Source organism: Oscillibacter sp. PC13 (genome assembly GCF_900115635.1).
Lineage (GTDB): Bacteria > Bacillota > Clostridia > Oscillospirales > Oscillospiraceae > Oscillibacter.
In genome coordinates, this window is the sequence record NZ_FOXE01000001.1 from 69242 (window position 1) to 90401 (window position 21160).

Annotated in this window: 21 protein-coding genes, 5 tRNA genes and 1 riboswitch; of the genes, 6 read left to right on the forward strand and 20 right to left on the reverse strand. The window is 54.2% G+C overall.

What is annotated here, in order from left to right; all coding sequences use genetic code 11:
• Positions 1-293 precede the first annotated feature (293 nt).
• Positions 294-560 carry a hypothetical protein gene (locus tag BMZ81_RS00340; protein ID WP_091127617.1) on the reverse strand — a complete coding sequence of 89 codons (267 nt, stop codon included), beginning with the start codon at positions 558-560 and terminating at the stop codon, positions 294-296.
• A gap of 494 nt (positions 561-1054) precedes the next feature.
• Between BMZ81_RS00340 and BMZ81_RS13980 the strand changes: the two genes are divergently transcribed.
• A complete protein-coding gene (locus tag BMZ81_RS13980; RefSeq protein WP_177187138.1) occupies positions 1055-1264 on the forward strand; it encodes a hypothetical protein in 210 nt (69 codons plus the stop codon).
• Between the two features lie 357 nt (positions 1265-1621).
• Here BMZ81_RS13980 and BMZ81_RS00350 read toward each other — a convergent pair whose 3' ends face one another.
• From BMZ81_RS00350 to BMZ81_RS00365, 3 genes are all read right to left on the reverse strand, one after another.
• Positions 1622-3538, reverse strand: a complete 1917-nt coding sequence (locus BMZ81_RS00350; protein WP_091127619.1) for an AAA family ATPase — start codon at positions 3536-3538, stop codon at positions 1622-1624.
• A gap of 4 nt (positions 3539-3542) precedes the next feature.
• Positions 3543-3917 carry a hypothetical protein gene (locus BMZ81_RS00355; RefSeq protein WP_091127620.1) on the reverse strand — a complete coding sequence of 125 codons (375 nt, stop codon included), beginning with the start codon at positions 3915-3917 and terminating at the stop codon, positions 3543-3545.
• 182 nt (positions 3918-4099) lie between these two features.
• The gene (locus BMZ81_RS00365; protein WP_091127622.1) at positions 4100-4258 is read right to left on the reverse strand and encodes a phosphatase; all 159 of its coding nucleotides are present in this window, start codon (positions 4256-4258) and stop codon (positions 4100-4102) included.
• Between the two features lie 139 nt (positions 4259-4397).
• On the opposite strand from BMZ81_RS00365, the gene BMZ81_RS00370 reads away from it, so the two are divergent.
• Both BMZ81_RS00370 and BMZ81_RS00375 read left to right on the forward strand, forming a co-directional pair.
• Positions 4398-5105 (forward strand): helix-turn-helix domain-containing protein, encoded by a 708-nt coding sequence (locus BMZ81_RS00370; RefSeq protein WP_177187139.1) that lies wholly within the window; start codon positions 4398-4400, stop codon positions 5103-5105.
• Between the two features lie 106 nt (positions 5106-5211).
• Positions 5212-6462: a tyrosine-type recombinase/integrase gene (locus BMZ81_RS00375; protein ID WP_091127624.1), complete on the forward strand. Its 1251-nt coding sequence runs from the start codon at positions 5212-5214 to the stop codon at positions 6460-6462.
• Positions 6463-6562: 100 nt separating this feature from the next.
• On the opposite strand, the gene BMZ81_RS00380 is transcribed toward BMZ81_RS00375, so the two are convergent.
• From BMZ81_RS00380 to BMZ81_RS00415, 8 genes are all read right to left on the reverse strand, one after another.
• A tRNA-Cys gene (locus tag BMZ81_RS00380) sits at positions 6563-6637 on the reverse strand.
• 88 nt (positions 6638-6725) lie between these two features.
• Positions 6726-6801, reverse strand: a tRNA-Gly gene (locus BMZ81_RS00385).
• 3 nt (positions 6802-6804) lie between these two features.
• Positions 6805-6880, reverse strand: a tRNA-Phe gene (locus BMZ81_RS00390).
• A gap of 34 nt (positions 6881-6914) precedes the next feature.
• Positions 6915-6991 (reverse strand) — tRNA-Asp (locus BMZ81_RS00395).
• Between the two features lie 26 nt (positions 6992-7017).
• Positions 7018-7094, reverse strand: a tRNA-Val gene (locus BMZ81_RS00400).
• A gap of 76 nt (positions 7095-7170) precedes the next feature.
• On the reverse strand, positions 7171-8061 hold the full coding sequence (hslO, locus tag BMZ81_RS00405; protein WP_091127625.1) for an Hsp33 family molecular chaperone HslO: 891 nt from the start codon (positions 8059-8061) through the stop codon (positions 7171-7173).
• A 25-nt stretch (positions 8062-8086) separates the two neighbouring features.
• Positions 8087-8842, reverse strand: a complete 756-nt coding sequence (locus BMZ81_RS00410) for a class I SAM-dependent DNA methyltransferase (protein WP_091127626.1) — start codon at positions 8840-8842, stop codon at positions 8087-8089.
• Entirely contained in the window at positions 8839-9135 is a 297-nt protein-coding gene (locus tag BMZ81_RS00415; RefSeq protein WP_091127627.1) for a YerC/YecD family TrpR-related protein, read from the reverse strand. Before BMZ81_RS00415 ends, BMZ81_RS00410 begins: the two co-directional genes overlap by 4 nt.
• Before the next feature lie 201 nt (positions 9136-9336).
• Between BMZ81_RS00415 and BMZ81_RS00420 the strand changes: the two genes are divergently transcribed.
• Positions 9337-10056, forward strand: coding sequence for an RsiV family protein (locus tag BMZ81_RS00420; protein WP_177187140.1), 720 nt, complete (start codon positions 9337-9339; stop codon positions 10054-10056).
• Positions 10057-10102: 46 nt separating this feature from the next.
• Here the strand turns inward: BMZ81_RS00420 and BMZ81_RS00425 are convergent, their stop codons facing one another.
• The 6 genes from BMZ81_RS00425 to BMZ81_RS00450 all read right to left on the reverse strand — a co-directional run bounded on the left by BMZ81_RS00425 (position 10103) and on the right by BMZ81_RS00450 (position 18429).
• Positions 10103-11800, reverse strand: coding sequence for a [FeFe] hydrogenase, group A (locus tag BMZ81_RS00425; protein WP_091127629.1), 1698 nt, complete (start codon positions 11798-11800; stop codon positions 10103-10105).
• A gap of 3 nt (positions 11801-11803) precedes the next feature.
• Positions 11804-13708 (reverse strand): (2Fe-2S) ferredoxin domain-containing protein, encoded by a 1905-nt coding sequence (locus BMZ81_RS00430; protein WP_091127630.1) that lies wholly within the window; start codon positions 13706-13708, stop codon positions 11804-11806.
• The gene (locus tag BMZ81_RS00435) at positions 13705-14187 is read right to left on the reverse strand and encodes an NADH-quinone oxidoreductase subunit NuoE family protein (RefSeq protein ID WP_091127631.1); all 483 of its coding nucleotides are present in this window, start codon (positions 14185-14187) and stop codon (positions 13705-13707) included. The genes BMZ81_RS00430 and BMZ81_RS00435 overlap by 4 nt, the downstream gene beginning before the upstream one ends.
• A gap of 270 nt (positions 14188-14457) precedes the next feature.
• Positions 14458-15891, reverse strand: a complete 1434-nt coding sequence (locus tag BMZ81_RS00440) for an alanine/glycine:cation symporter family protein (RefSeq protein ID WP_091127632.1) — start codon at positions 15889-15891, stop codon at positions 14458-14460.
• Between the two features lie 90 nt (positions 15892-15981).
• A riboswitch (glycine riboswitch) is annotated at positions 15982-16077 on the reverse strand.
• Positions 16078-16285: 208 nt separating this feature from the next.
• Entirely contained in the window at positions 16286-17560 is a 1275-nt protein-coding gene (locus tag BMZ81_RS00445; RefSeq protein ID WP_091127633.1) for an L-cysteine desulfidase family protein, read from the reverse strand.
• A gap of 74 nt (positions 17561-17634) precedes the next feature.
• A complete protein-coding gene (locus BMZ81_RS00450; RefSeq protein ID WP_091127634.1) occupies positions 17635-18429 on the reverse strand; it encodes a ZIP family metal transporter in 795 nt (264 codons plus the stop codon).
• Positions 18430-18580: 151 nt separating this feature from the next.
• On the opposite strand from BMZ81_RS00450, the gene BMZ81_RS00455 reads away from it, so the two are divergent.
• Complete coding sequence (locus tag BMZ81_RS00455) at positions 18581-18946, forward strand: CoA-binding protein (RefSeq protein WP_091127635.1); 366 nt, start codon at positions 18581-18583, stop codon at positions 18944-18946.
• Positions 18947-18949: 3 nt separating this feature from the next.
• Here the strand turns inward: BMZ81_RS00455 and BMZ81_RS00460 are convergent, their stop codons facing one another.
• Positions 18950-19231: a hypothetical protein gene (locus BMZ81_RS00460; RefSeq protein WP_091127636.1), complete on the reverse strand. Its 282-nt coding sequence runs from the start codon at positions 19229-19231 to the stop codon at positions 18950-18952.
• A 103-nt stretch (positions 19232-19334) separates the two neighbouring features.
• Here BMZ81_RS00460 and BMZ81_RS00465 point away from each other — a divergent pair, with 103 nt between their 5' ends.
• The gene (locus tag BMZ81_RS00465) at positions 19335-19505 is read left to right on the forward strand and encodes a ribbon-helix-helix domain-containing protein (RefSeq protein WP_347498043.1); all 171 of its coding nucleotides are present in this window, start codon (positions 19335-19337) and stop codon (positions 19503-19505) included.
• Positions 19506-19711: 206 nt separating this feature from the next.
• Here the strand turns inward: BMZ81_RS00465 and asnS are convergent, their stop codons facing one another.
• Positions 19712-21106, reverse strand: a complete 1395-nt coding sequence (gene asnS / locus BMZ81_RS00470) for an asparagine--tRNA ligase (RefSeq protein WP_091127637.1) — start codon at positions 21104-21106, stop codon at positions 19712-19714.
• Positions 21107-21160: the final 54 nt, after the last annotated feature.

Below are 21160 nucleotides of genomic sequence, written 5' to 3' on the forward strand. Positions count from 1 at the left end.
GTCTGCGATCCTCTTAAATGGGGTGTGATGGCGGTAGGCTCCTTTTTTCATGTCATGGCCTACAATTATTTTTGTTACTTGCATTTTATTGTGATTTATGGTATGTCATAATCAGAGAGCCGGTCGCTGTCCAAGACCCCTTCTTTGAAGGGCGAGACGGTGTGTCGACTCTCTTTTTGTGCCACTTTCCTCAAATCGGCAAAACGCTTGAATCCATCCAGAAAATGTGGTATATAATAGGCATGGAGCTGGTCGTGTCCGCCATAGTCTCAGAAATGAGGCTCGGAATCGTGTCAGCTCTTTTCTTTTGGCATTTTCAGCCGTGCCGCCTTCTTCCGCTCCTCATTCACATACCGCTTGATAGCCGCGCGGTATTCCTCCCTGGTCTCCCGCGCCAGATCGGCCCCGGCCAGAGTCTCCACCATAGAAAGCCGCAGATCAGCCAGATACCTCCGACGCTCTCCGCTGGCGATACCGCCGCGGCGGGACAGCTCCCGGTGTTCCTCCGGCGAAAGCGTATTGAATGGGCGTAGATTTTCCTTCGTTCCTCCGTGGTTCAATCACGGTTCACAACCTCTCTTTTTAGGGCCTCGGAAATCTCCGATTTGGCGATTTCGGGTAAATTTACATTCTGGTCTCCTCCAGGGGATGTCGATTTGACCGACCCCCCTTTTCGGCTGTTTTTCCGAATAGGCACGTCGTGTTTTACGACACCCCGGATGAAGCAGTAATGCGGCAAGGGGACGGTAATTTACAGACCCCTTGTCCCAGATAGCAACTTGCTCAAAAAAGAGCGGGTTGCATCCGCCGCGCAGTTTCGGACAAAATAGTCCGTCACCAGTAAACGAACGCGGTCATTTTTGCACGTGTTGGAGTGGGGGTATAACGTTTCGTTAGGCACCTGCAGTGATGGGACGGAATCAGATTACGACCCTTTTCATCGGTGATGTGAGCCTAACTCACCCCACTGGTACATCTTCATCCAGTCCCGCAAATCCATCACAACTAACCACGGGCAGCGGTTCTTCCTCCAGAATACTGCCGGGAGGCCATCGTGGAATTTATCAGCATCGCGGCGGGCCTGTTCCAACCACCCATAAAGGCTTTGCTGCTGCGCCCTCTTACACTCGATATGTATTCCGGGGAGGCCGGTCAAGTCCGGCGTGGCCCCATAGCTTACAGCCTGCCCCGGTTCAACCGGGTATCCGTAGCCCTGGAGAATACGGGACAGCTCCAGCTCTCCGGCGCGGCCTTTTCTCTGTGATCTTTTACCGCTCATACAAGGCATCCGCCACACTCTCGATGTCACCCGTATTCATTGAGATAGATTGAACGGAGCAACAATTCCCACTCCACCACGCACAATTAGCACCACGGCATTCAGGGTATTCGTAGTTCGCCATCATAAGCAAAGGGCAATCCGCCCCGGTTCCATATCTTGAATGTTGTTTGTTCTCCATGTTTTTCCTTTCTGCGGTACATGATTTTCGCCGTTGTTTTGCTTGAGCATAATTTCATGTACTTCATGTACTTTGGTACGCTTCGGATACGAAGTACATAAAGTACATAAAAACATATCCTAACAAAAACCATGTACCGCTTCATTATTTTTGTGTACCGCTCAAATCATTGATTGCTCTGCAACGGTGGTATCAATTCGCTGCACCATGAATCCATTTCCCTTTGAGCCGTTCTTCTTTACCTGTATCCCGGTCTTTAAGAAATACCCATCATCGGAAAGCCTTTCCTTCACAGAATCAAGCGCCCGTTTCGGCTGCAATCCTCCAAAAATCAAATCACCATGATCTTTCTTGAATTCATCGTAAGAATACCGCGATGCAACGAATTGATTTGCGGACTGCTCCAGAGCAACCACCAAAGCATTGTTGACGGTCTCCTGCTCCTCTGTTTTCTGCATGATCTCCCAGGGTGTTGACTTCCGCCGCGCTGCTGCTTCAAGCGTCTGCCTTGTAATATCGGAAAAACCGGCCCACTCTACGCCACCGTCAACAATTCGATAGCGGATAGATTGACCGTAGGCCGCATAGTTGGTTTTCGTATGTACCATGATTCTACAGTCTTCATCCATTTCATCGAAAATAACACGGACAGCGGAACGAGCTGCATTTATAAAATCACTTGATCCTGTGGCTGCATTGTTGACATTTTCTCCCTGTGCACGCTTGTTCACATGAGAAATCAAAATCATTGCGCAATCACATGTTTTTGCCAAATTTGCCAGCTTCTGGAACACCGGGCGAATAGCATTTACACGGTTAATGTCAATGTTTTCTCCAAGAAATCCATGCCACGGGTCAACGATTACGAGTGCAGGCTTGCAGCTTTTCACGGTGCTCTCAAATTCAGAATACCCATCAGAAAAATTCATGCCGATGGAATCAGAGCGGTCAATAATAAAAACCCTATTCAAATCTGCGCCGGATAGCTTCAGACGCCGTTTTAGCTGCTCTCCGCTATCCTCTGCTGAAATAATCAGAACGTTTTCACTTTTGCCGCCAAATTCATCCCCTGGAAGCCGTCTGCCTGTGCTAACATCGGCGGCAATTTTGCAGCAAAGCACGGTTTTCCCGGTTCCGCCGTCTGCCATCATAACAGAGTAATCACCGATAGGAAGATACGGATACCATAGAAAACTTGTGTTGTCTTCTCCGAAATCCGCCGCCGCTTTCACTGTTCTTCCAGCCGCCAAATCTTCCACTGGCTCCCATTCCGGCGTTTCCTGTGCGAGTTTGAGGATTGCCATCAATCCGGCTTCATCGCCCATAGCCTCAATCAAATCTGTGGTATCACCCTTTTCCGGGATTTCTTTCCACGCATTTGATAAATCAAGCACTTTGACGGCGGATGCAATGGGTTTTAGTGTGGCGGCCATCCTCTGGGCGTATTTCTTGCCGGGTGTGTCATGATCTTCAATGATGTATACGCTCTTTCCCTCGAACGCTGGCATATATTCTTGATACCATTTACTGTTACTTCCGTTAGGAAGGCTAACAGCAGACTTTCCAAGCCGCCGCCATGTATCAACGTCCTTTTCTCCTTCAGTCAAAAAAATGTGTGAAGCCAAATTATCAGAAGACGGATACAGCGGTGGTATGCCTTCGCCACGTCCCTTTAACCATTTTCCGTTTTCCAAGTGATACCATTCGCCGTATTTTGACTTGTCAGCGCGGCGGTACATGCATTTTTTAATCGTTCCGCCTGGGTAGATATGCTCCCGCTCTAATTTCCCGTAATCATTCTTTCGACTTGGCGGCTGCTGCACGTTAAATTCTCTCCCTATCCATTCCGCCGCATCGCTTTTTGATATACCGAGATACTGCGACACAAGGTCAAGCTGATCTCCGCTTGCTCCGTCACGAAAACACTTAAAGCCATCAGGATAAATTTGCAAGCTGGGGTTTGCATCGCCAGGAGAGTGAAAGCACCTTGTTTTCCCGCTCCTGTCAACTTCCATTCCGAGACGGCGGGCAACTTCGCGGCAATCTATTCTTTTAAATTCTTTGAAGTCGATTGACACAAAATCACCCTTTCGCTTTTTCTATGGCCTCCGCCGCGCGCTCGATTTCCTTCGCCCTGTGCTTCATGCTGCGGATAAACTGCACCTTTTCAGCATCATCACCTGGCAAATAATAACCCGTTGAATTATCAGCCAGGATGGGCACTCCGGCCAACCGCTCCGCCGCGATCATGGCGCGCACTGCACGCCCGTCAAGTTTGGTCATGGCGGTAAGGTGTCGGAGGGGAATCGCGTTTTCCCTGCCGTGAGATAGAAGCCTTGAAATGGGGCCTGTGCCCGTTGTATAATCGTCCTGGGGAATTTTGCACCCTGCATTGTTCTCCGCCGCCTGTCCTGCTGTGCCACCAGCAGGGCGGGCATTTTCTTTTCTATCATTCATTGTCAATCACCCCCGCTTGCTTGTTCACCCAGTGTTCAGCCGCCTTTACAGGAATCCTTGTGCAGCCTCCAATTCTCAGAGCCGGAAATCCGGGAATTTTCATCCATTTGTAAACCGTAGGTCGAGAGACATTCATTGCCTTTGCAAATCCTGTAACCGTAAATGCCAACTTTTCCAAATTGTCACCCATTTTCTTTCTCCGCCGCCTTTCTCGCAAGCGCTTTTCGCTCCCAATAGCGGCGGTTGTTTGCGGCGACCTTGTCTCTGTTTTTCGCCCGCCACTCTCGCTGATACTCCCGCCGCATTTTTACGGCTTCCTCATGCAGTTCTTTCTCGCTCATATTTCATTCTCCTTTCTCTTGACAGTCTCGCTTTGTTAGATTACAATCAGATTATAGCAAACAAAAAGAGAAAAATCCACAGATAGAGAAAACTATCTGCTTATGTTTACAAATGCAGATTATTTTGGAGGGAATGGATATGAGCAGAGCAAAAAAAGAAGAAGCGCCACGATTCCCGGAGTTCCGGGCGGCGTTTCTCGATCTGATGGGCGATATGACGTTGCAAGAATTTGCTGATAAGCTGGGAATGTCCAGGGCAACCGTTGGATTTTATGCAGCAGGAAAGAGAATCCCGGATGCGCTAGGCGTAAAAACAATTGCAGAGAAATGCAGCGTTTCAGCTGATTGGCTGCTTGGCCTATCAGAGTATAAAGACTCTAAAGTTAATGGAATCACAGCATCCGATCTCTGTATGAGCGAAGATGCTGCAAAAATGCAATCTGAATTATGGGGACGATTAAAAGAAAACGCCAATTGCCTTCGAAATGGGCAAATACGAAACGGCGGATTATGGCAGTTTTATATTCCAATATGGAATGATTTCCTTTCCTCAAGATTTTTCTTCGAGTTTTTAAGGTCAATAGGAAACTATATAAGTATGAATATCAGAGACTCGTTTATTGAAAAAGCACCTTTGCCAATCAATTATGAAAAAATCGGAATTTCGCATCGGATTAAAATTGAAACAGAGGATGAACGTCAAAAATACTTGAAAAACCGCCGTCCCATTTCAGAAAGTTATAGTGCATGGGAAATTGAAAAAAGCGTTATGAGATGGGTTGAATCATGCGCAAATAAAATCACTGAAGAAAAAATAGAAGAATACTTTGAAAAGATAAAAAGTTAAAAAACCGCCCTCTGGTGCTGGAACACCAAAGAGCGGTATAAGGGGCAGTAAACTTGAACGGCCTACTGCTCCTCCATAATACACAAAATTAGGAGGAAAATCAACTATGGCACGAACAAAGAATAGCCGTGCAGCGGCTGGAGCCGGGAGCATCCGGCAGAGGTCAGACGGCACATGGGAAGCCCGCTTTGTTGTGGGCCACGATCCAGGAACAGGAAAACCTATCAGAAAATCAGTCTACGCCAAAACGCAAAAGGAAGTCCGGCAAAAGCTGGCCCAGGCCGTTGCCGCCGTTGATAACAAGGCATATATTGAGCCTTGCAAAATGACGCTGGGTGAATGGCTGGACATCTGGGCAGTCACCTATCTGGAGGGCGTAAAGCCTCGCACGGTCAAAATTTATAAGGACGATATACGCCTACACATCAAGCCTTATCTTGCTGCTGTGAAGCTGGACGAACTGGACACGCACACCGTACAGAAATATTTCAATACCCTGTTGAAAAGCGGGAAGAAGGTTCCGAAGAAAGACAAAGACGGGAACACCGTAAAAAAGGACGGAAAGACAGTTTATGAGGGCGCTCCGCTCTCTGCAAAAACGGTGAAGAATGTCCACGGCGTTCTGCATGGCGCTCTCCGGCAAGCTGTCATAAATCGTTATATCCCTCTCAATCCCGCTGACGGCGATTTCTGCAAGCTGCCAAAGGCGAAAAAGCAGGAAATCAAGCCATTGGATGAAACGCAGATTGCAGAATTTCTAAAGGCTATCCGTGGCAATGATTACGAGGATATTTTCATCGTAACACTATTCACGGGAATGCGTGAAGGTGAAGTAATGGGTCTCACATGGGATTGCGTGGACTTTGAAAACGGCATCCTAACCGTCAATAAGCAAATGCAGCTTCACCAGGAAAGCGGCATGGTGGCATATCAGCTTGTTCCAACCAAAAACAGCAAAGCCCGCACGATTACCGCCGCCCCCTTCGTCATGGCGCAGTTGAAGCAGCACAAAGTCACACAGGCAAAGCAACGGCTCCTTGCTGGCAAGTTATGGCATCGTAGCGACCTTGTATTTACGGACGCACTTGGGAACCACCTGACAAAGCCGACACTGTACAGAGCCTTTAAAAAGGCCGCTGCGACCATTGGACGGCCTGACGCACGGTTCCACGATCTCCGGCACAGTTACGCCGTGGCCGCTATCCGCTCCGGGGACGATATTAAGACCGTGCAAGGCAATCTTGGACACGCCACAGCCGCCTTTACTCTTGACGTTTACGGACACGTTACCGACCAAATGAAGCAGGCCAGCGCCAACCGCATGGAGGCATTTATCAAGAGCGTTTCCGGCTCCTGAAATGGGGTATAAAATCCTGTAAGGGGTAAACGAAGGGGTAAACGGCTCAAAACAGGCAAAAGAAAAGCCCTGTAACCATTGCAGTTACAGGGTTTCTTTCTGGAGGTGACACCCGGATTTGAACCGGGGAATCAGGGTTTTGCAGACCCTTGCCTTACCACTTGGCTATGTCACCAAATATATACTATTATATGCAGCCTTCTCAAAAAGACTCCACCAAATTTTGAGCTGTGATGCCCACACTCTCGTGTGGGCATCAGGCTTGGAGCGGGCAACGAGGCTCGAACTCGCTACCTCCACCTTGGCAAGGTGGCGCTCTACCAGATGAGCTATGCCCGCAAATGGTGCCCAGAGCCGGAATCGAACCAGCGACACGGGGATTTTCAGTCCCCTGCTCTACCAACTGAGCTATCTGGGCAAATTCCCATAAAATGCTTCCATTTTATGGGAGATGGCGACCCGGAACGGGCTCGAACCGTCGACCTCTAGCGTGACAGGCTAGCGTTCTAACCAACTGAACTACCGGGCCATCTCTGACATACATCTGAGCAAAAATGGTGGGAACAACTGGACTCGAACCAGTGACCCCCTGCTTGTAAGGCAGGTGCTCTAACCAGCTGAGCTATGCTCCCCGATTGCCGCTCTGTCAGACGGCAGAGTTTATTATACCCGAGCTCTCCCTATCTGTCAACAGTATTTTCGAATTTTTCACGATTTTTTCTGCATATTCTGTAGCAGCAACTCCAGCTCCTCACGCGAGAAGTGCTGCACGTTATCGCAGAAGCGGCAGGTCAGTTCTGCCTTGCCCTGTTCGTCAATAATCCCCTTCAGTTCCTCCGGCCCAAGACTGATAAGCGCCCGCTCCATTCGTTCCCTGCTGCAGTAACAGCGGTACGCAATTGGGCGTTTCTCCAGCACCTCCAGTTCAAAATCTGAAAGGGCTGTCCGGAGCAGTGTCTCCGGATCATCGTCCTTCGCCAGCAACCCCGTGACCGGTCCCGCTGCCATCAAGCTGCCTTCCACCTTGGAAATCGTGTCCTCCCCTGCGCCGGGCAGCAGTTGAATGAGATAGCCCCCCGCAGCCAGCACACTTTGATCCCTATCCACCAGAACACCCAGACCGCAGGCAGTCGGAATCTGCTCGGACTCCACAAAATAGGCCGCCAAATCTTCAGCGATTTCACCGCCCAGTAAGCCCACGCTCCCGATATAGGGTTCTTTCATGTTCAAATCCCGGATCACCGTCAGTGTACCTTCACACCCGACAGCGCCGCCCACGTCCAGCTTTCCGTCTGTCCGCAAAGGAATTTCCACAGCCGGGTTCTCCACTGTCCCACGGACATTCCCCTCGTTATCCGACACCGCCAAAATCGTCCCCAACGGCCCGCCTCCCTTGATTTGCAAGGTTAGGCTGCTTCCGTCCTCTTTCAGGGCGTTGCCCATCATGGAGGCCGCCGCCAGCGTGCGGCCCAGAGCTGCAGTAGCCACCGGCAGAGTTTTATGAATCTGGCGGGCACGCTCTGTCAGCCCGCGGGTAGAAACCGCCGCCGCTTTTACAAGGCCATCCTTCGTAATGGCCCGAATCAATTGATCGCTCATAGTAAATTATCCCTCTGTGTGTTTCTTATGATGCAGAAGGCCGGAATGCCCGGAAAATCCACCGGTCCTCCTCCTGCTTCGGCGGAGACATTCGTAAATCGCCGCTGAGTGTAATATCCGTGAATCCAGCCTCCACCAGGTATTGCCGCAGCTCTGCTTCTTCCCAGGCACGCTCCCGGTGCTCCTCAAAGTCCCGTTCCCATGCACCGTCCGGTTGCAGGTGGAACAAATCCACCTGATAGGTACAGATCCGACTTTTTTCAGAGAAAAACGTCCGCCAGACACAGTAACTGTCCTCTGTCTCATCCATATAGATCTGCCTGTCCATCCGGCGAAACTTGTATGGTGTGTTGACATCAAAGATAAACTGTCCACCGGGCCGCAGCCAGCGGTATACCCTCTGGAAGGTCTCCCGGATATCCCTTGTGCGTGTCAGGTAATTCAGGGCGTCCAGCGTTGAAATGGCCGCATCTACTGGCTTCAGCAGTCGCAAGTGCGGCATATCCTGCTGCAAAAACAGCGGTGGATCCAGCTCAGCAGAAGCAGCCTTTTCCATGGCCTGGGTCAGCATCTCCTCCGATCCGTCCACTGCGATAACTTGATATCCCCGCGCTGTCAGCAAATATGCCATTGTTCCGGTTCCGCAGCCCAAATCCAGCACTGTCCGAACCGGAACAGGTCCTTTGCGAAGCAGGCGTTCCAAATAGTCTGCCCGCCGGCAATACGCCGCATCCACAGTCAGCGCATCGTAACTGGCAGCCAGTGCATCATAGCTGCTCATTTCTCTTTGTTCTTTTCCCGCTCAAAAATTTGGGCATAGGCGCCGGTTCCATAACTCAAAGAGCGGTTGACCCGGCTGATGGTGGCGCTGGACGCACCTGTTCGTTCCAGAATATCATTGTAAATCATGCCATCATACAGCAACGACGCCACCTCGAATCTCTGCTCCATGGATCGCAACTCAGAAATAGTGCACAGATCCTGAAAAAAGTCATAACACTCCTGCTCGTCCTTTAGCTGCAGGATCGCCTTGTACAGCGCATCATTCTTTTCCTTCTTCCCAATCTTGACCATTTAAAACACCCTTTCTGGGATTTCTCCAACGAATTGCCGGCAACCGCCGCCTTTTTAAATTTTAGCATTGTACTGCGTGAAAGTAAAGGGTCTTTCTGACAAAATTTTTCGCACATTAAAGTATTACTCCCGCTCTCACCTCTTCCGCCCGCTCCGCATAGGCTAAAGCAGATCAAAGCTATGGAAGGGAGCATCAACCGCATGAGACAAAGCCTGACCCAGCTGCATACAGAGCCCTTTGCGGCAGAGCGGGAATGGACGGTGGATGGAATCCCAGTTCTCTCCGCCGCCGTTTCACTGCCTCAGCCAGTTCCGGCGGCAGATAAGGTATCCCGCAGAATCCACCGGTACTATCAACTGCAAGCCCGCTCCTTTCTCCGCTATTGCGATCGCTGGCTCTTTCCCCAAGCCGTGGCGGAGTACAGAGCCGCTCTGGCCTCCAGTGCGCCGCTTCCCTCGCTGAAAGCAGAACTTTCTTATCGCGTTACATACAATAATGATAGTTTTTGGAGCCTATATACCCAATCCCGGGAATCCGGTCTGCCAGGACCCGCGCTGCTGACCCGGTGGGGAGATACTTGGGATCTGTCGTCTGGTTATCCAGTTCCGCTATCCTCCTTTTTCCCTTCCAAAAGCAGCTGGAAGCGGCAGCTACTGCACCAGGCAGAGGCCGAGATTACACGGCAGGAAAAAGCCGGTGTTTCCCGATATCATGAAAGTTGGCGTCGGGAACTGCGCCGCCGCTTCAATCCCCGGCACTTCTACTTATCAGAGGAGGGAATTGTCTGGTTTTATTCCATGTATGCCATTGCTCCCGCCACCGAGGGGATTCCATCCTTTGTTCTGCCCTTTGAGGCCGTCAGAAACTGGCAGCCGTCTGGTGCAGTTTCCACTGTGGATACGCAGCAAGAAAAAGCCTGACGTGTAAACATCAGGCTTTTTCAAAGAGTATTCAAAAATGCTTGCGTTAATCTTTTTTGTAATGGACGTGCAACAACTCATGGGTCCGGCCCTTCAGAGAACCGTCCAGCATTTCCATCACGATGGGGTTCCGCTCAGAGCGCTTAATCAGGGCGGCGCGATCGGCTTCATACAGACCCGCACCGCGCTGCTGCTTGATAGGAATCAGTCCGTAGGGCTGGCCCGCTCCACCAACACAACCGGTTTTGCAGGTCATCACTTCGACCAGATCATAGTACTCTTTGCCCTCTTCAATGTCCCGCAGCAGCTTCTGGGCATTGACCAATCCGTGGACCACGGCAATACGCAGGGCCCGATCCCCAACCGGCAGTGTCACGGAACGGATGGTCTCGCTGCCCCGCACGCCGGAGAATTGGATAGCTTGGAGTGTGTTCTTGGATTTATCCTCCACCACACGACGGGCTACAGCTTCCGCCACGCCTCCAGTAGTGCCGAAGATCGTGGCAGCACCAGTGCCCATGCCAAAGGGCAGATCCGGGGATTCTCCTTCCAGCTCTGCAAAGCGGATGCCGGATTCCTTGATCATCATGATAACCTCTTGCGTGGTCAGCACCAAATCCACATCCGGCTTGCCGTCATGCGTGAACTCTTCGCGCCGGGCCTCCATTTTCTTGGCTGTACAGGGCATAATGGCAATGTGATAGGTAGTCTTGCCATCATCCGCATCCTTTTTGGCATACTGGTCCTTCAGCACTGCTGCAAACATTTCCATAGGAGACTTGCAGCTGGAGATATTTTTCAGATACTTTGGATTCTCCTCCTCCAGATACTTGATCCACGCCGGGCAGCAGGAGGTGAACATGGGGAAGGGGCCGCCCTTCTTCAGCCGCTCCAGGAACTCTGCAGACTCCTCCATGACAGTCAGGTCCGCACCAAAGTTGGTGTCGTATACCTCGTCTGCGCCCATCATTTTCAGGGCAGACACCAGCTTATCAATGGCATTGACGCCGGGGGCCATCCCAAAGGACTCGCCCACAGCCACCCGCACGGCAGGTGCGATTTGGAACACCACCCGCTTTTTGGGGTCATGCAGTGCCCGCCAGGCAGGACCGATTTCATTGCGCACCGTGATCGCTCCGGTGGGGCAGGCAGCAGCACACTGTCCGCAGCTGATGCAGCTGGTTTGGGACAGTTTCCGGTCAAAAGCCGGCATCACCTGCAAGTCACTGCCGCGATGGGCGAAGTTCAAAATTCCCATGCCCTGCATCTCTTCACAAATACGGATGCAGTCGCCGCAGAGAATGCACTTGTTGGGGTCCCGGACAATCGCGGGAGAGGACTCGTCCTTGTCATACACCGGGCGGGTATCCTCAAACCGGACATGCCGCACGCCAAACCGCAGCGCCAGCTCCTGCAGGCGGCAGTTGCCGCTCTTTTCGCAGGTGGTGCAGTCCCTGCAGTGGGAAGAGAGCATCAGCTCCAAAATCATCCGGCGGTGTTTCAAAAGCTTTGCAGTATTGGTGCGGATCTTCATGCCATCCCGGGGCTCCATGGAGCAGGAGGCGTCGATCTTCCCCTTCTCATCCTCCACCACGCACATCCGGCATGCGCCGTAAACAGACAGTTCCGAATAGTAGCAGAAGGTCGGCATCTCAATTCCCGCCTTCCGGATCACCGCCAGGACGTTCTTTTCCCCATCGAAGGGCACGCGCTGGCCGTCGATATACATAATTCCCTTTGCCATTGCTTAACCCTCCTTTGCAGCGGTAATCGCGCCGAACGGGCAGTTCGTCACGCAAGCGCCGCAGTTAATACATTTTTCAGAATTGATGATATGCACCTGCTTCGTTGTCCCGGAGATCGCCTCCATGGGGCAGTTCTTCCGGCACTTGCCGCAGCCCTTACACTTGTCCGCGTCAATGGTGGGATGGGGCTTTTCCTTATTGCAGATGGGGCAGTGGTGATCCACCACATGGGCCAGGTATTCCTCCCGGAAATACTTCAGCGTGCTCTGCACAGGCTTGCAGGCGCTCTGTCCCAAGCCGCACAGGGCCGTGTGGGAGATGGTGTCTGCCAACTCCTCCAGCAGATCCAAGTCCTCCAGCGTGCCCTTGTTGTCCACAATGCGGTTCAAGATCTCCAGCATACGCTTGGTACCCTCCCGGCAGGGAACACATTTGCCGCAGGATTCCTTCTGCGTAAACTCCATGAAGAAGCGGGCGGTTTCCACCATGCAGGTATCCTCATCCATCACTACCAAACCGCCGGAGCCAATCATAGCTCCAATACTTTTCAGGGAGTCGAAATCCAGGGGCAGATCCAGATGCTCCCGGCTGGCGGTGGTGGCGCCGCCGGAGGGTCCGCCAATCTGTACGGCCTTGAACTTCTTTCCGTTTCGAATGCCGCCGCCGATGTCAAACACCACCTCCCGGATCGTGGTGCCCATAGGCACCTCAATGAGTCCAGTGTTCTCCACATTGCCGGTGAGTGCAAATGCCTTGGTGCCAGGGCTGTTCTTTGTACCGATGGAGCGGTACCAGTCCACGCCATTACGCACAATCAGAGGAACATTGGCAAAAGTCTCCACATTGTTCAGCACCGTGGGTTCTGCCCAGAGGCCGTGCTCAATGGTGCGCGGCGGCTTGACGCGGGGCATGCCCCGGTTTCCCTCAATGGAAGCGGTCAAGGCACTGCCCTCGCCGCAGACAAAGGCTCCCGCGCCCTTGTTGACATGGATATGGAAGGAAAAGTCCGTTCCCATAATGTGATCGCCCAGAAGGCCATACGCCTCCGCTTTTGCAATGGCGGTCTTCAGACGGTTGACTGCCAGTGGGTACTCCGCGCGCACATAGATATACCCCGAATCGCTGCCAACGGCGAGACCTGCAATCATCATGCCTTCCAGCACGCTGTGGGGGTTGCCCTCCATGACGGAGCGATCCATAAACGCACCGGGGTCGCCCTCGTCGCCGTTGCAGACGATATACTTCTGGGGCGCGTTCTGCTTCCGGGCGCCCTCCCATTTGCGGCCGGCGGGGAATCCGCCGCCGCCGCGGCCCCGGAGTCCGGAATCGATGACTGTTTTGCAGATTTCTTCTCCCGTCATCTCAAAGAGTGCTTTTTCAAACGCCTCGTAGCCGCCCTTGGCAATGTACTCCTCAATATCCTCCGCGTCGCTGCGGCCGCAGTTCTCCAGCACCACCCGATGCTGGCGCTTGTAAAAAGGAATATCCTCCTGCCGGGGATAGGCCACGCCGTCCAGATGGTATACCAGCCGGTCAATGATCTCGCCGCCCAGAACGGTTTTCTCAATGATCTCGTGGCAGTCCTCCGGCTTCACGTGAATGTACATGACACCCATGGGCTCAATATGAACCAGGGGACCCATCTCGCAGAAGCCGTGGCAGCCGCTCATTTTCACATGAAGGCTCTTCTCCTCATCCGTGTCGTGTTTAAGCCCCACGTAGACGGCAAGGCCCCGTTTTTCGCACTCTGCCTTGATATTTTCATAGATCTTCATGGATCCGCCGGCAATACATCCAGTGCCTGCGCAGATCAAAACGGAGGTTACCTGTTCGCTCTGCTTCAAGGCGTTTTTCGCGTTGGCCTGGAATACGTGAAAGCTCTCCCGTGTCAGTTTGGTGCGGTTCATGCCTCAGCCGCCTCCTTTCCGCGAATCTCCTCCAGAAGCGCCAACGCTGCCTCGGGGGTCATTTTTGCGTGTACCTCGCCGTCAATGGTCATGACAGGGGACAAGCCGCAGGCGCCGAGACATGCCACCGTCTCCAGCGTAAACAGGCCGTCTGCAGAGGTTTTTTTCTTTCCACTCAGCCCCAAATACTCGTAGATGGCATCATAAATAGGCTGAGATTTGCGCACGTGGCAAGCCGTGCCCGCACAGACCTTGATGACATGCCGGCCTTTTGCCTCCAGAGAAAAATTCTCATAGAAAGTGGCTACGCTGTACACCTTTGCTGTGCCGATGTTCAATTTTTCTGCAATCAGAGTCAAAACCTCTTCGCTCAGATACTTGTACGCCGCTTGGATCTCCTGCATAATCGCAATGAGGTTGGACTGGTCGCAGTCATAGCTTTCAATGATTTCGCTTGCCCGGGACAGTTCGTTGCTCATGAACAGTTCTCCTTTTTCGTAATTGATCTGTGCTACAGACATGGAAAAGGCACGATGACCACAGGGGCCAACGCGCCTTGGGCTTCCGCCCGAGGTACAAACTTATTGGATTCAAATACTTTGGATGTTAAATATTATACAATGTACAATGTTAACCTGTCAAAACAAATTTCAATTTTGTCGAAAGCACCCGTTCCGTCCCCTCTAATTTATGGAAAAAGACGGAGACCTTGGTTCAAAACCAAAGTCTCCGTTCAAATCTCATAAAAATTATTTACGAAGCGTTTCTTTTCCCAGTGCAACCTTTGTCACAACGCTTGTCAATGCAAACAGCGCGATGGCGTTTGGAATGACCATCAGGTTGTTGAACATATCCGTCAGCTCCCACACCAGATCGTTGGACATCACTGTGCCAAGGAAAATAAACACCAGTGCAATCAGCGTATAAATCACCGTGGCATTCTTTGCCCCCAGCTTTTTCCCAAACAGATAGATCATGTTGATTTTGCCGAACAGATTCCAGCCCAGGATGGTGGAAAATGCAAAGAAAAACAGGCAGACAGCCACGAACATGGCGCCCAGGCTCTCGCCAAATACGGTGCCGAACGCCGTCTGTGCCAGGTTTGCCTTACCGATGGTCTCGGTAACAGCACCGGTATAACCGCCGGCCAGAATACCGTCCTGCGTGTACAGAGTGGAGATGATTACCAGCGCATTCAGCGTCAGAACCACGAAGGTATCGATAAATACACCGATAATGGCCACCACACCCTGATCATGGGGATCCTTCACATTGGCCTGGGCATGTGCATGGGGAGTTGAGCCCATACCGGCCTCGTTGGAAAACAGGCCGCGCTTTGCACCTTGGCTGACGGCAGTCTTGATGGCATAGCCGAAGCCGCCTCCGATGATAGCCTGGGGCTGGAAGGCATACTTAAAAATCATGCCAAAGGTTGCGGGAATATACTGGATTCTGCATACCAAAACCACCAGGCCGCCTAACAGGAAGATGGCTGCCATGATGGGAACAACCTTTTCCGTGACAGAGGCCAGCCGCTGAACGCCGCCCAGGAAAATGACCGCGCAGATGACCACCAACACAGCGCCCACGATCCAAGACGGGATTCCAAAGGCGGTCTGGAAGGTAGAGCCGATAGAGTTGGACTGCACCATGCAGCCCATAAAGCCAAGGGCCAGGATAATGGCCACCGCGAAGAAACCTGCCAGGAATTTGCCAAAGCCGCCCTGGAACGCAGTGGTGATGTAGTATACAGGACCGCCGTGAACCGTACCGTCCTTGTCCACTTTACGGGTTTTCAGCGCCAGGGTGGCCTCTGCATAAATGGTCGCCATACCGAAGAAGGCAATGACCCACATCCAGAAAATGGCACCGGGACCGCCGGTGAGGATGGCGCCGCTGGCGCCCACGATATTGCCGGTACCCACCTGCGCTGCGATGGCAGTAGCCAGAGCCTGGAAGGAGCTCATGCCGCTCTCCTGCCGGCCGCCCCGCAGGGAGAGGTTTCCAAAGACCTTCCGCATACCCTCGCCAAAGCAGCGTATCTGAACAAACTGGGTCTTAATAGAATACCACAGGCCAACCGCGATCAGCAGGAAGACCAGGATATAGCTGGACAGGTAATTGTTGATGTTGCATACAACTGGATACAGGGCGCTTTCCAATGAATTGAATGTTTCAAGCATGTTTTCTTTCCCTCCTGAAAAAATAACGGAACGGCTGATGATAGCCGCTCCGGAAAAGAAAGCACAGACGCACGGGTACCCATCCCCGCGTTTCTCTACTCTGTCCTTTTACCTGAGAGATTCAGCGCGGCACACCGCGCCTTGCACCTTCGGTACTCATCATTGAGCTTCTCCAGAGCCACATCCATTCTTAGTCCCTATCCCCGGAGGGGACGCCTGAGAGTTTCACTCCTTCGGCAGGCCTTCGCCGTTTCCCTAAGAACTTCATTTGCCGTTATCACATTGTAGGCGTTATCATAGCATGTCCGCCGCAGAAAGTCAACTGTACGTTTGCACAAGGGTTCTTCTCCGGCTGCGGCTAAATTTGCCGCAGCCGGAGAACGGCTCCCGCTTCTCAGTTTCCAACCATAATGTCCAGAATCTCCTCATCCGTGCGGCGCATTCCCTGACGGGCCAAGCGGCCTATATTATCGATGGTCTTCTCTACGCCCTTGCGGATAATCCCCTCTCCGTCCACAAACTCATGCCCGCCATGGAGGTACATCTCATATCCCAGCAGACCGGCATCCACGGCAGAGGCAATCTTCGCCGCGCAGGACGGCTTTGCGCCGTCGCAGACCATACCGGAGCATATCGCCAGGGTATTGGCAATCGTGTGGGCGATGACCTCAAACCTTCCGCCGTAAAGATAGGCAATGCCGGCAGCGGCGCCGCACCCGGCACTGACAGCCCCGCAGAAAGCGGAAAGGCGCCCGATCACGCTCTTCTGGCGGATAGTCACCAAGTCAGCCACCGCAAGCGCCCGAAAAAGTTCCTCCTCCGCGGCGCCCATATCCCGGGCGTATTCAATCACCGGCAGGGAGGCCGTCATTCCCTGGTTGCCGCTGCCGGAGACAATGACCACCGGCATTTCACAGCCGCTCATCCGGGCGTCGGATCCGGCGGCGGCCGCCGCCTTGGCCCGGACTGCCACCCGGTCCCCGTAAACCTGCAGGAGGGTCTTGCCCACCTCTGCACCCCAGCCGCCCCGCAGGCCCTCCTGGGAGATGGCGGTGTTATAGGCGACCTGCCGGCGGAGCAGCTCCGCCACGTCCTGCGTGTCCAGGCAGTCGGCAAAGCGGACAATTTCCTCCACCGTCAGAACGGATCGATCCGTCTCCTTCTTCTGGCCGCCCACGGCGCCGCCCCGGAACAGCACCGCCTCATCCCGCCGGATACAGGTGATATTGGTGTGGAAGTCCACAATCTCGCAGGAAGCGATGTGTTCTCCCGCCTGTACGGTCACCCGGATGTAAAATACCCGGTCTCCCTGGGCCGGGATCACCTCCACCGGGCAGCCCGCCAGGAACTCCCGCATCCGGGCAATCTCCGCCCCGCTCACCTTGGAGAGCACCTCCAGCTCCAGCTCCGGCCGCCCGGCCACAATACCCGCCGCCGCAGCGGCCTCAATGCCCTTCAGGCCGCCGGTGTTTGGCACCGTGACAGCCTTTACATTTTTGATGATATTTCCGCTGACCTCCACCCGGCACGCCTCCGGCTGTGTGCCCAGCGCCTCCCGCGCCCTGGCGGCGGCCAGAGCCACCGCGATGGGTTCCGTGCACCCCATGGCGGGGATCAGCTCCTCCTCCAGAATCTTCAGATAGCTCTCATAATGCGGCGTCTTTTCCATCGTTCTCCCTCCCTGCACAGTTCCGTGCGCATTCAGCCCCGGCAATATTTCTGTTCAAGCCGGAGAAACCGCCCTCATCCCAGCACCACGTCCAGCAGCATCATGATGAGAAAGCCCGTCATGACGCTGATGGTGCCCGCGTGGGAGTGCTCCCCCAGCTGCGCCTCCGGAATCAGTTCTTCCACCACCACATAGATCATCGCGCCCGCGGCAAAGGACAATACCCACGGCATGATGCCGGTGACGCTGCCGGCGATCAAAACCGTCAGAAGCCCGAAGATGGGCTCCACCACGCCGCTGGCCGCGCCGCAGAGAAAGGCCTTTCCGCTTCCGACGCCCTGGGCCTTCATGGGCAGGGACACGGCGGCTCCCTCCGGAAAGTTCTGCAGCCCCATACCGATGGCCAGGGCCACCGCCCCCGCCAGCGCCCCGGGCGCCGGATCCTGCGCGGCCACGGAAAAGCTCAACCCGACGGCCATCCCCTCCGGGATGTTGTGCAGCGTCACCGCCAGGACAATCATGGTGGTGCGCTTCCAGTGGGCGGCCAGTCCTTCCGGCCGGTCGCTGCCGATATGCAGATGGGGCAGCAGTCCGTCCAGCAGCATCAGGCACGCGCCGCCCAGCACAAAGCCGCCGCCCACCGGCAATAAAATGCCCCCGCCTGCGGCTTCCGCCATCTCCATGGCGGGGATCAGCAGCGACCACACCGCCGCAGCAGTCATCACCCCCGCCGCAAAGCCCAGAAAGACCTTCTGGGTCAGGTGGGACATATCCTTTCGAAAGCAAAAAACCATCGCCGCGCCCAGCACCGTGGCAAGGCAGGTAAAGCCCGTACCCATGGCGGCGTACAGCAGCTCCCGCTGAAGCATCGTGTTCCATCCCCTCCGTTTGTTCTCTTTTCTCCATCATAGTGTCTCCCGCCAGCATCTGTCAAATACAATCTTTGTCTGTTGCTTATATCATAGCCATCCCGCCGCCGGTATGCTATGATAAAACAAAATACAACACGGGAGGGATTCCATGGAACTGAAGGAAATTATGGACCAGCAGGTATTCGCAGTGGCCGGCAACACCCAGAACCCGGAGAAGTTCGCCGCCAAAATCAAAAGCGGCCTCACCCGGCAGGGCTATACCGCCTATGGCATCGGGAAGGAGCTGGCGTCCTTAAACGATGTGCCCGGTGATGTGGACATCATCGACCTGTGCATCCGGCCGGAGGAGGGCCTGCGGCTGCTGCAGGAAAACCAAAAGCCCTGCAAATGCGTGGTGCTCCAGCCCGGCGCGGAGAGCCCGGAGCTGATTGCATGGCTGGAGGAGCACCAAGTGCCCTATGTGCAGAACTGTCTGCTGGTGGGCATGGAGACCTACCCCAGAAAGGCAGAGTGACGTTCACTCTGCCTTTTTCAGTACCCGCAGGCTTCCCAGCTCCAGCCCCATCTGCAATCCCAGGAGGAAGCTGCCGTCGCTTTCAAGCTCCGCCAGCGCCCCCCGGGCGTCCAGCAGGTCGTTGACGGCGCAAAGCAGCCCGTGGTTGCGGCGGTGGCGGCTGCAAAACGCCCGGTACAGTGTTTCCTTTTGTCTTTCCGCCTCCTGCCAGTCCGGGCTTCGCCGCAGCTGATCCCGCCGCATCCGCCAGGCCAAATCGCTGATCAGCCGTATGGTATCATTCATGAAAATCGCCTCCTTACACTATTATGCACTATCTATATGCTATTTTCAACCAGTTGTTTTAAAAAAAAATATATGTATACTATATAGCATAAGGTGGTGCATAATGATGGCTGAACCAATGTTGGTAAACAGGACTCGATTTACATCCTCTCTGGCAAATGAATTGGTGGAGCCTCTCAATGACTTGGCAAAGAAAACCCGGGTTCCAAAATCCCGGCTTCTGGACGAAGCGGTTGAAGATCTATTAAAAAAGCACGCAAAAAAGGACGGCTGAACAGCCGTCCTTTTCTGATTCAATGATGTTTGCCGCGGCGCTCTCCAGTGGCCACTTGGGGCCTCCGCCAAAACCAAAGGTTTTGGTGGGGAGAGGAGGAACGGCCGGAGCGGGGCAAGCCCTGTCCGCAGGCGGGGCGAGTGAAGCGCAGGTTGTTCCGACGAGGTGGGGGAGATCAAGGGAGAGCCTGCTCCCCTTCGAAGGAATTAAAACTCCGCGTTGCCCACGGTTCTCGGGTGGGGCAGCACGTCCCGGATGTTGGAGACGCCGGTGAGGTACATCACCAGCCGCTCAAAGCCCAGGCCGAAGCCCGCGTGCTTGCAGCTGCCGTAACGCCGCAGATCCAGATACCACCAGTAATCCTCCGGATTCATGCCCAGCTCCCGGATGCGGCCCTCCAGCAGATCCAGCCGCTCCTCACGCTGGCTGCCGCCGATGATCTCGCCGATGCCCGGCACCAGGCAGTCCGCCGCCGCCACGGTCTTTCCGTCGTCGTTCATGCGCATGTAGAACGCCTTGATCTCCTTGGGATAATCCGTGACGAACACGGGCTTCTTGTACACCTGCTCGGTGAGGTAGCGCTCATGCTCCGTCTGCAGATCGCAGCCCCAGAATACCTTATAGTCAAACTTGTCGTTGCACTTTTCCAGGATTTCCACAGCCTCGGTATAGGTCACGCGGCCAAAATCGGAATTCGCCACATGCTCCAGCCGCTCGATCAGGCCCTTGTCCACGAAGCTGTTGAAAAATGCCAGCTCGTCCGGGCATTTGCGCATGACCTCCCGGATGACGAACTTGATCATGGCCTCCGCCACGTCCATGTCGCCCTTCAGATCCGTAAAGGCCATCTCCGGCTCAATCATCCAGAACTCCGCCGCGTGGCGCTGGGTATTGGAGTTCTCCGCCCGGAAGGTGGGGCCGAAGGTATACACATCGCCGAAGGCCATGGCAAAGTTCTCCGCGTTCAGCTGGCCGGAGACGGTCAGGTTCGCGGGCTTGCCGAAAAAGTCCTGGCTGAAGTCCACCTGGCCATCCTCGGTCAGGGGCGGATCCTTGGGATCCAGGGTGGTGACCCGGAACATCTCGCCGGCGCCCTCGCAGTCGCTGGCGGTGATGATGGGGGTATGGACATAGACGAAGCCCTGCTCCTGGAAGAACTCGTGAATGGCATAGGCCGCCACGCTCCGCACCCGGAAGGCCGCGGAGAACAGGTTTGTCCGGGGGCGCAGGTGCTGGATCGTCCGCAAAAACTCCACGCTGTGGCGCTTTTTCTGCAGGGGGTAGTCCGGGGCGGAAACGCCCTCAACCTCCACCTTCGCGGCCTTCAGCTCCAGGGGCTGCTTGGCCTCCGGCGTCAGCACCACAGTGCCGGTGATCACCAGGGCCGCGCCCACATTCTGGGCAGCGATGTCCTTATAGTTGGCCAGGGACTCCGCCTCCATCACCACCTGGAGGTTTTTGAAGCAGGAGCCGTCGTTCAGCTCAATGAAGCCGAAGCCCTTCAGGTCCCGGATGGTGCGGACCCAGCCGCCCACCGTGACAGTCTGCCCGGCCAGCGTTTCGCTGTCGGCAAAAATGGCCGCGATCTTTGTGTAACTCATGAATATTCACCCGTTTTCTCGTTTTTTCGGAAAGACGCATAATAATGGGATATT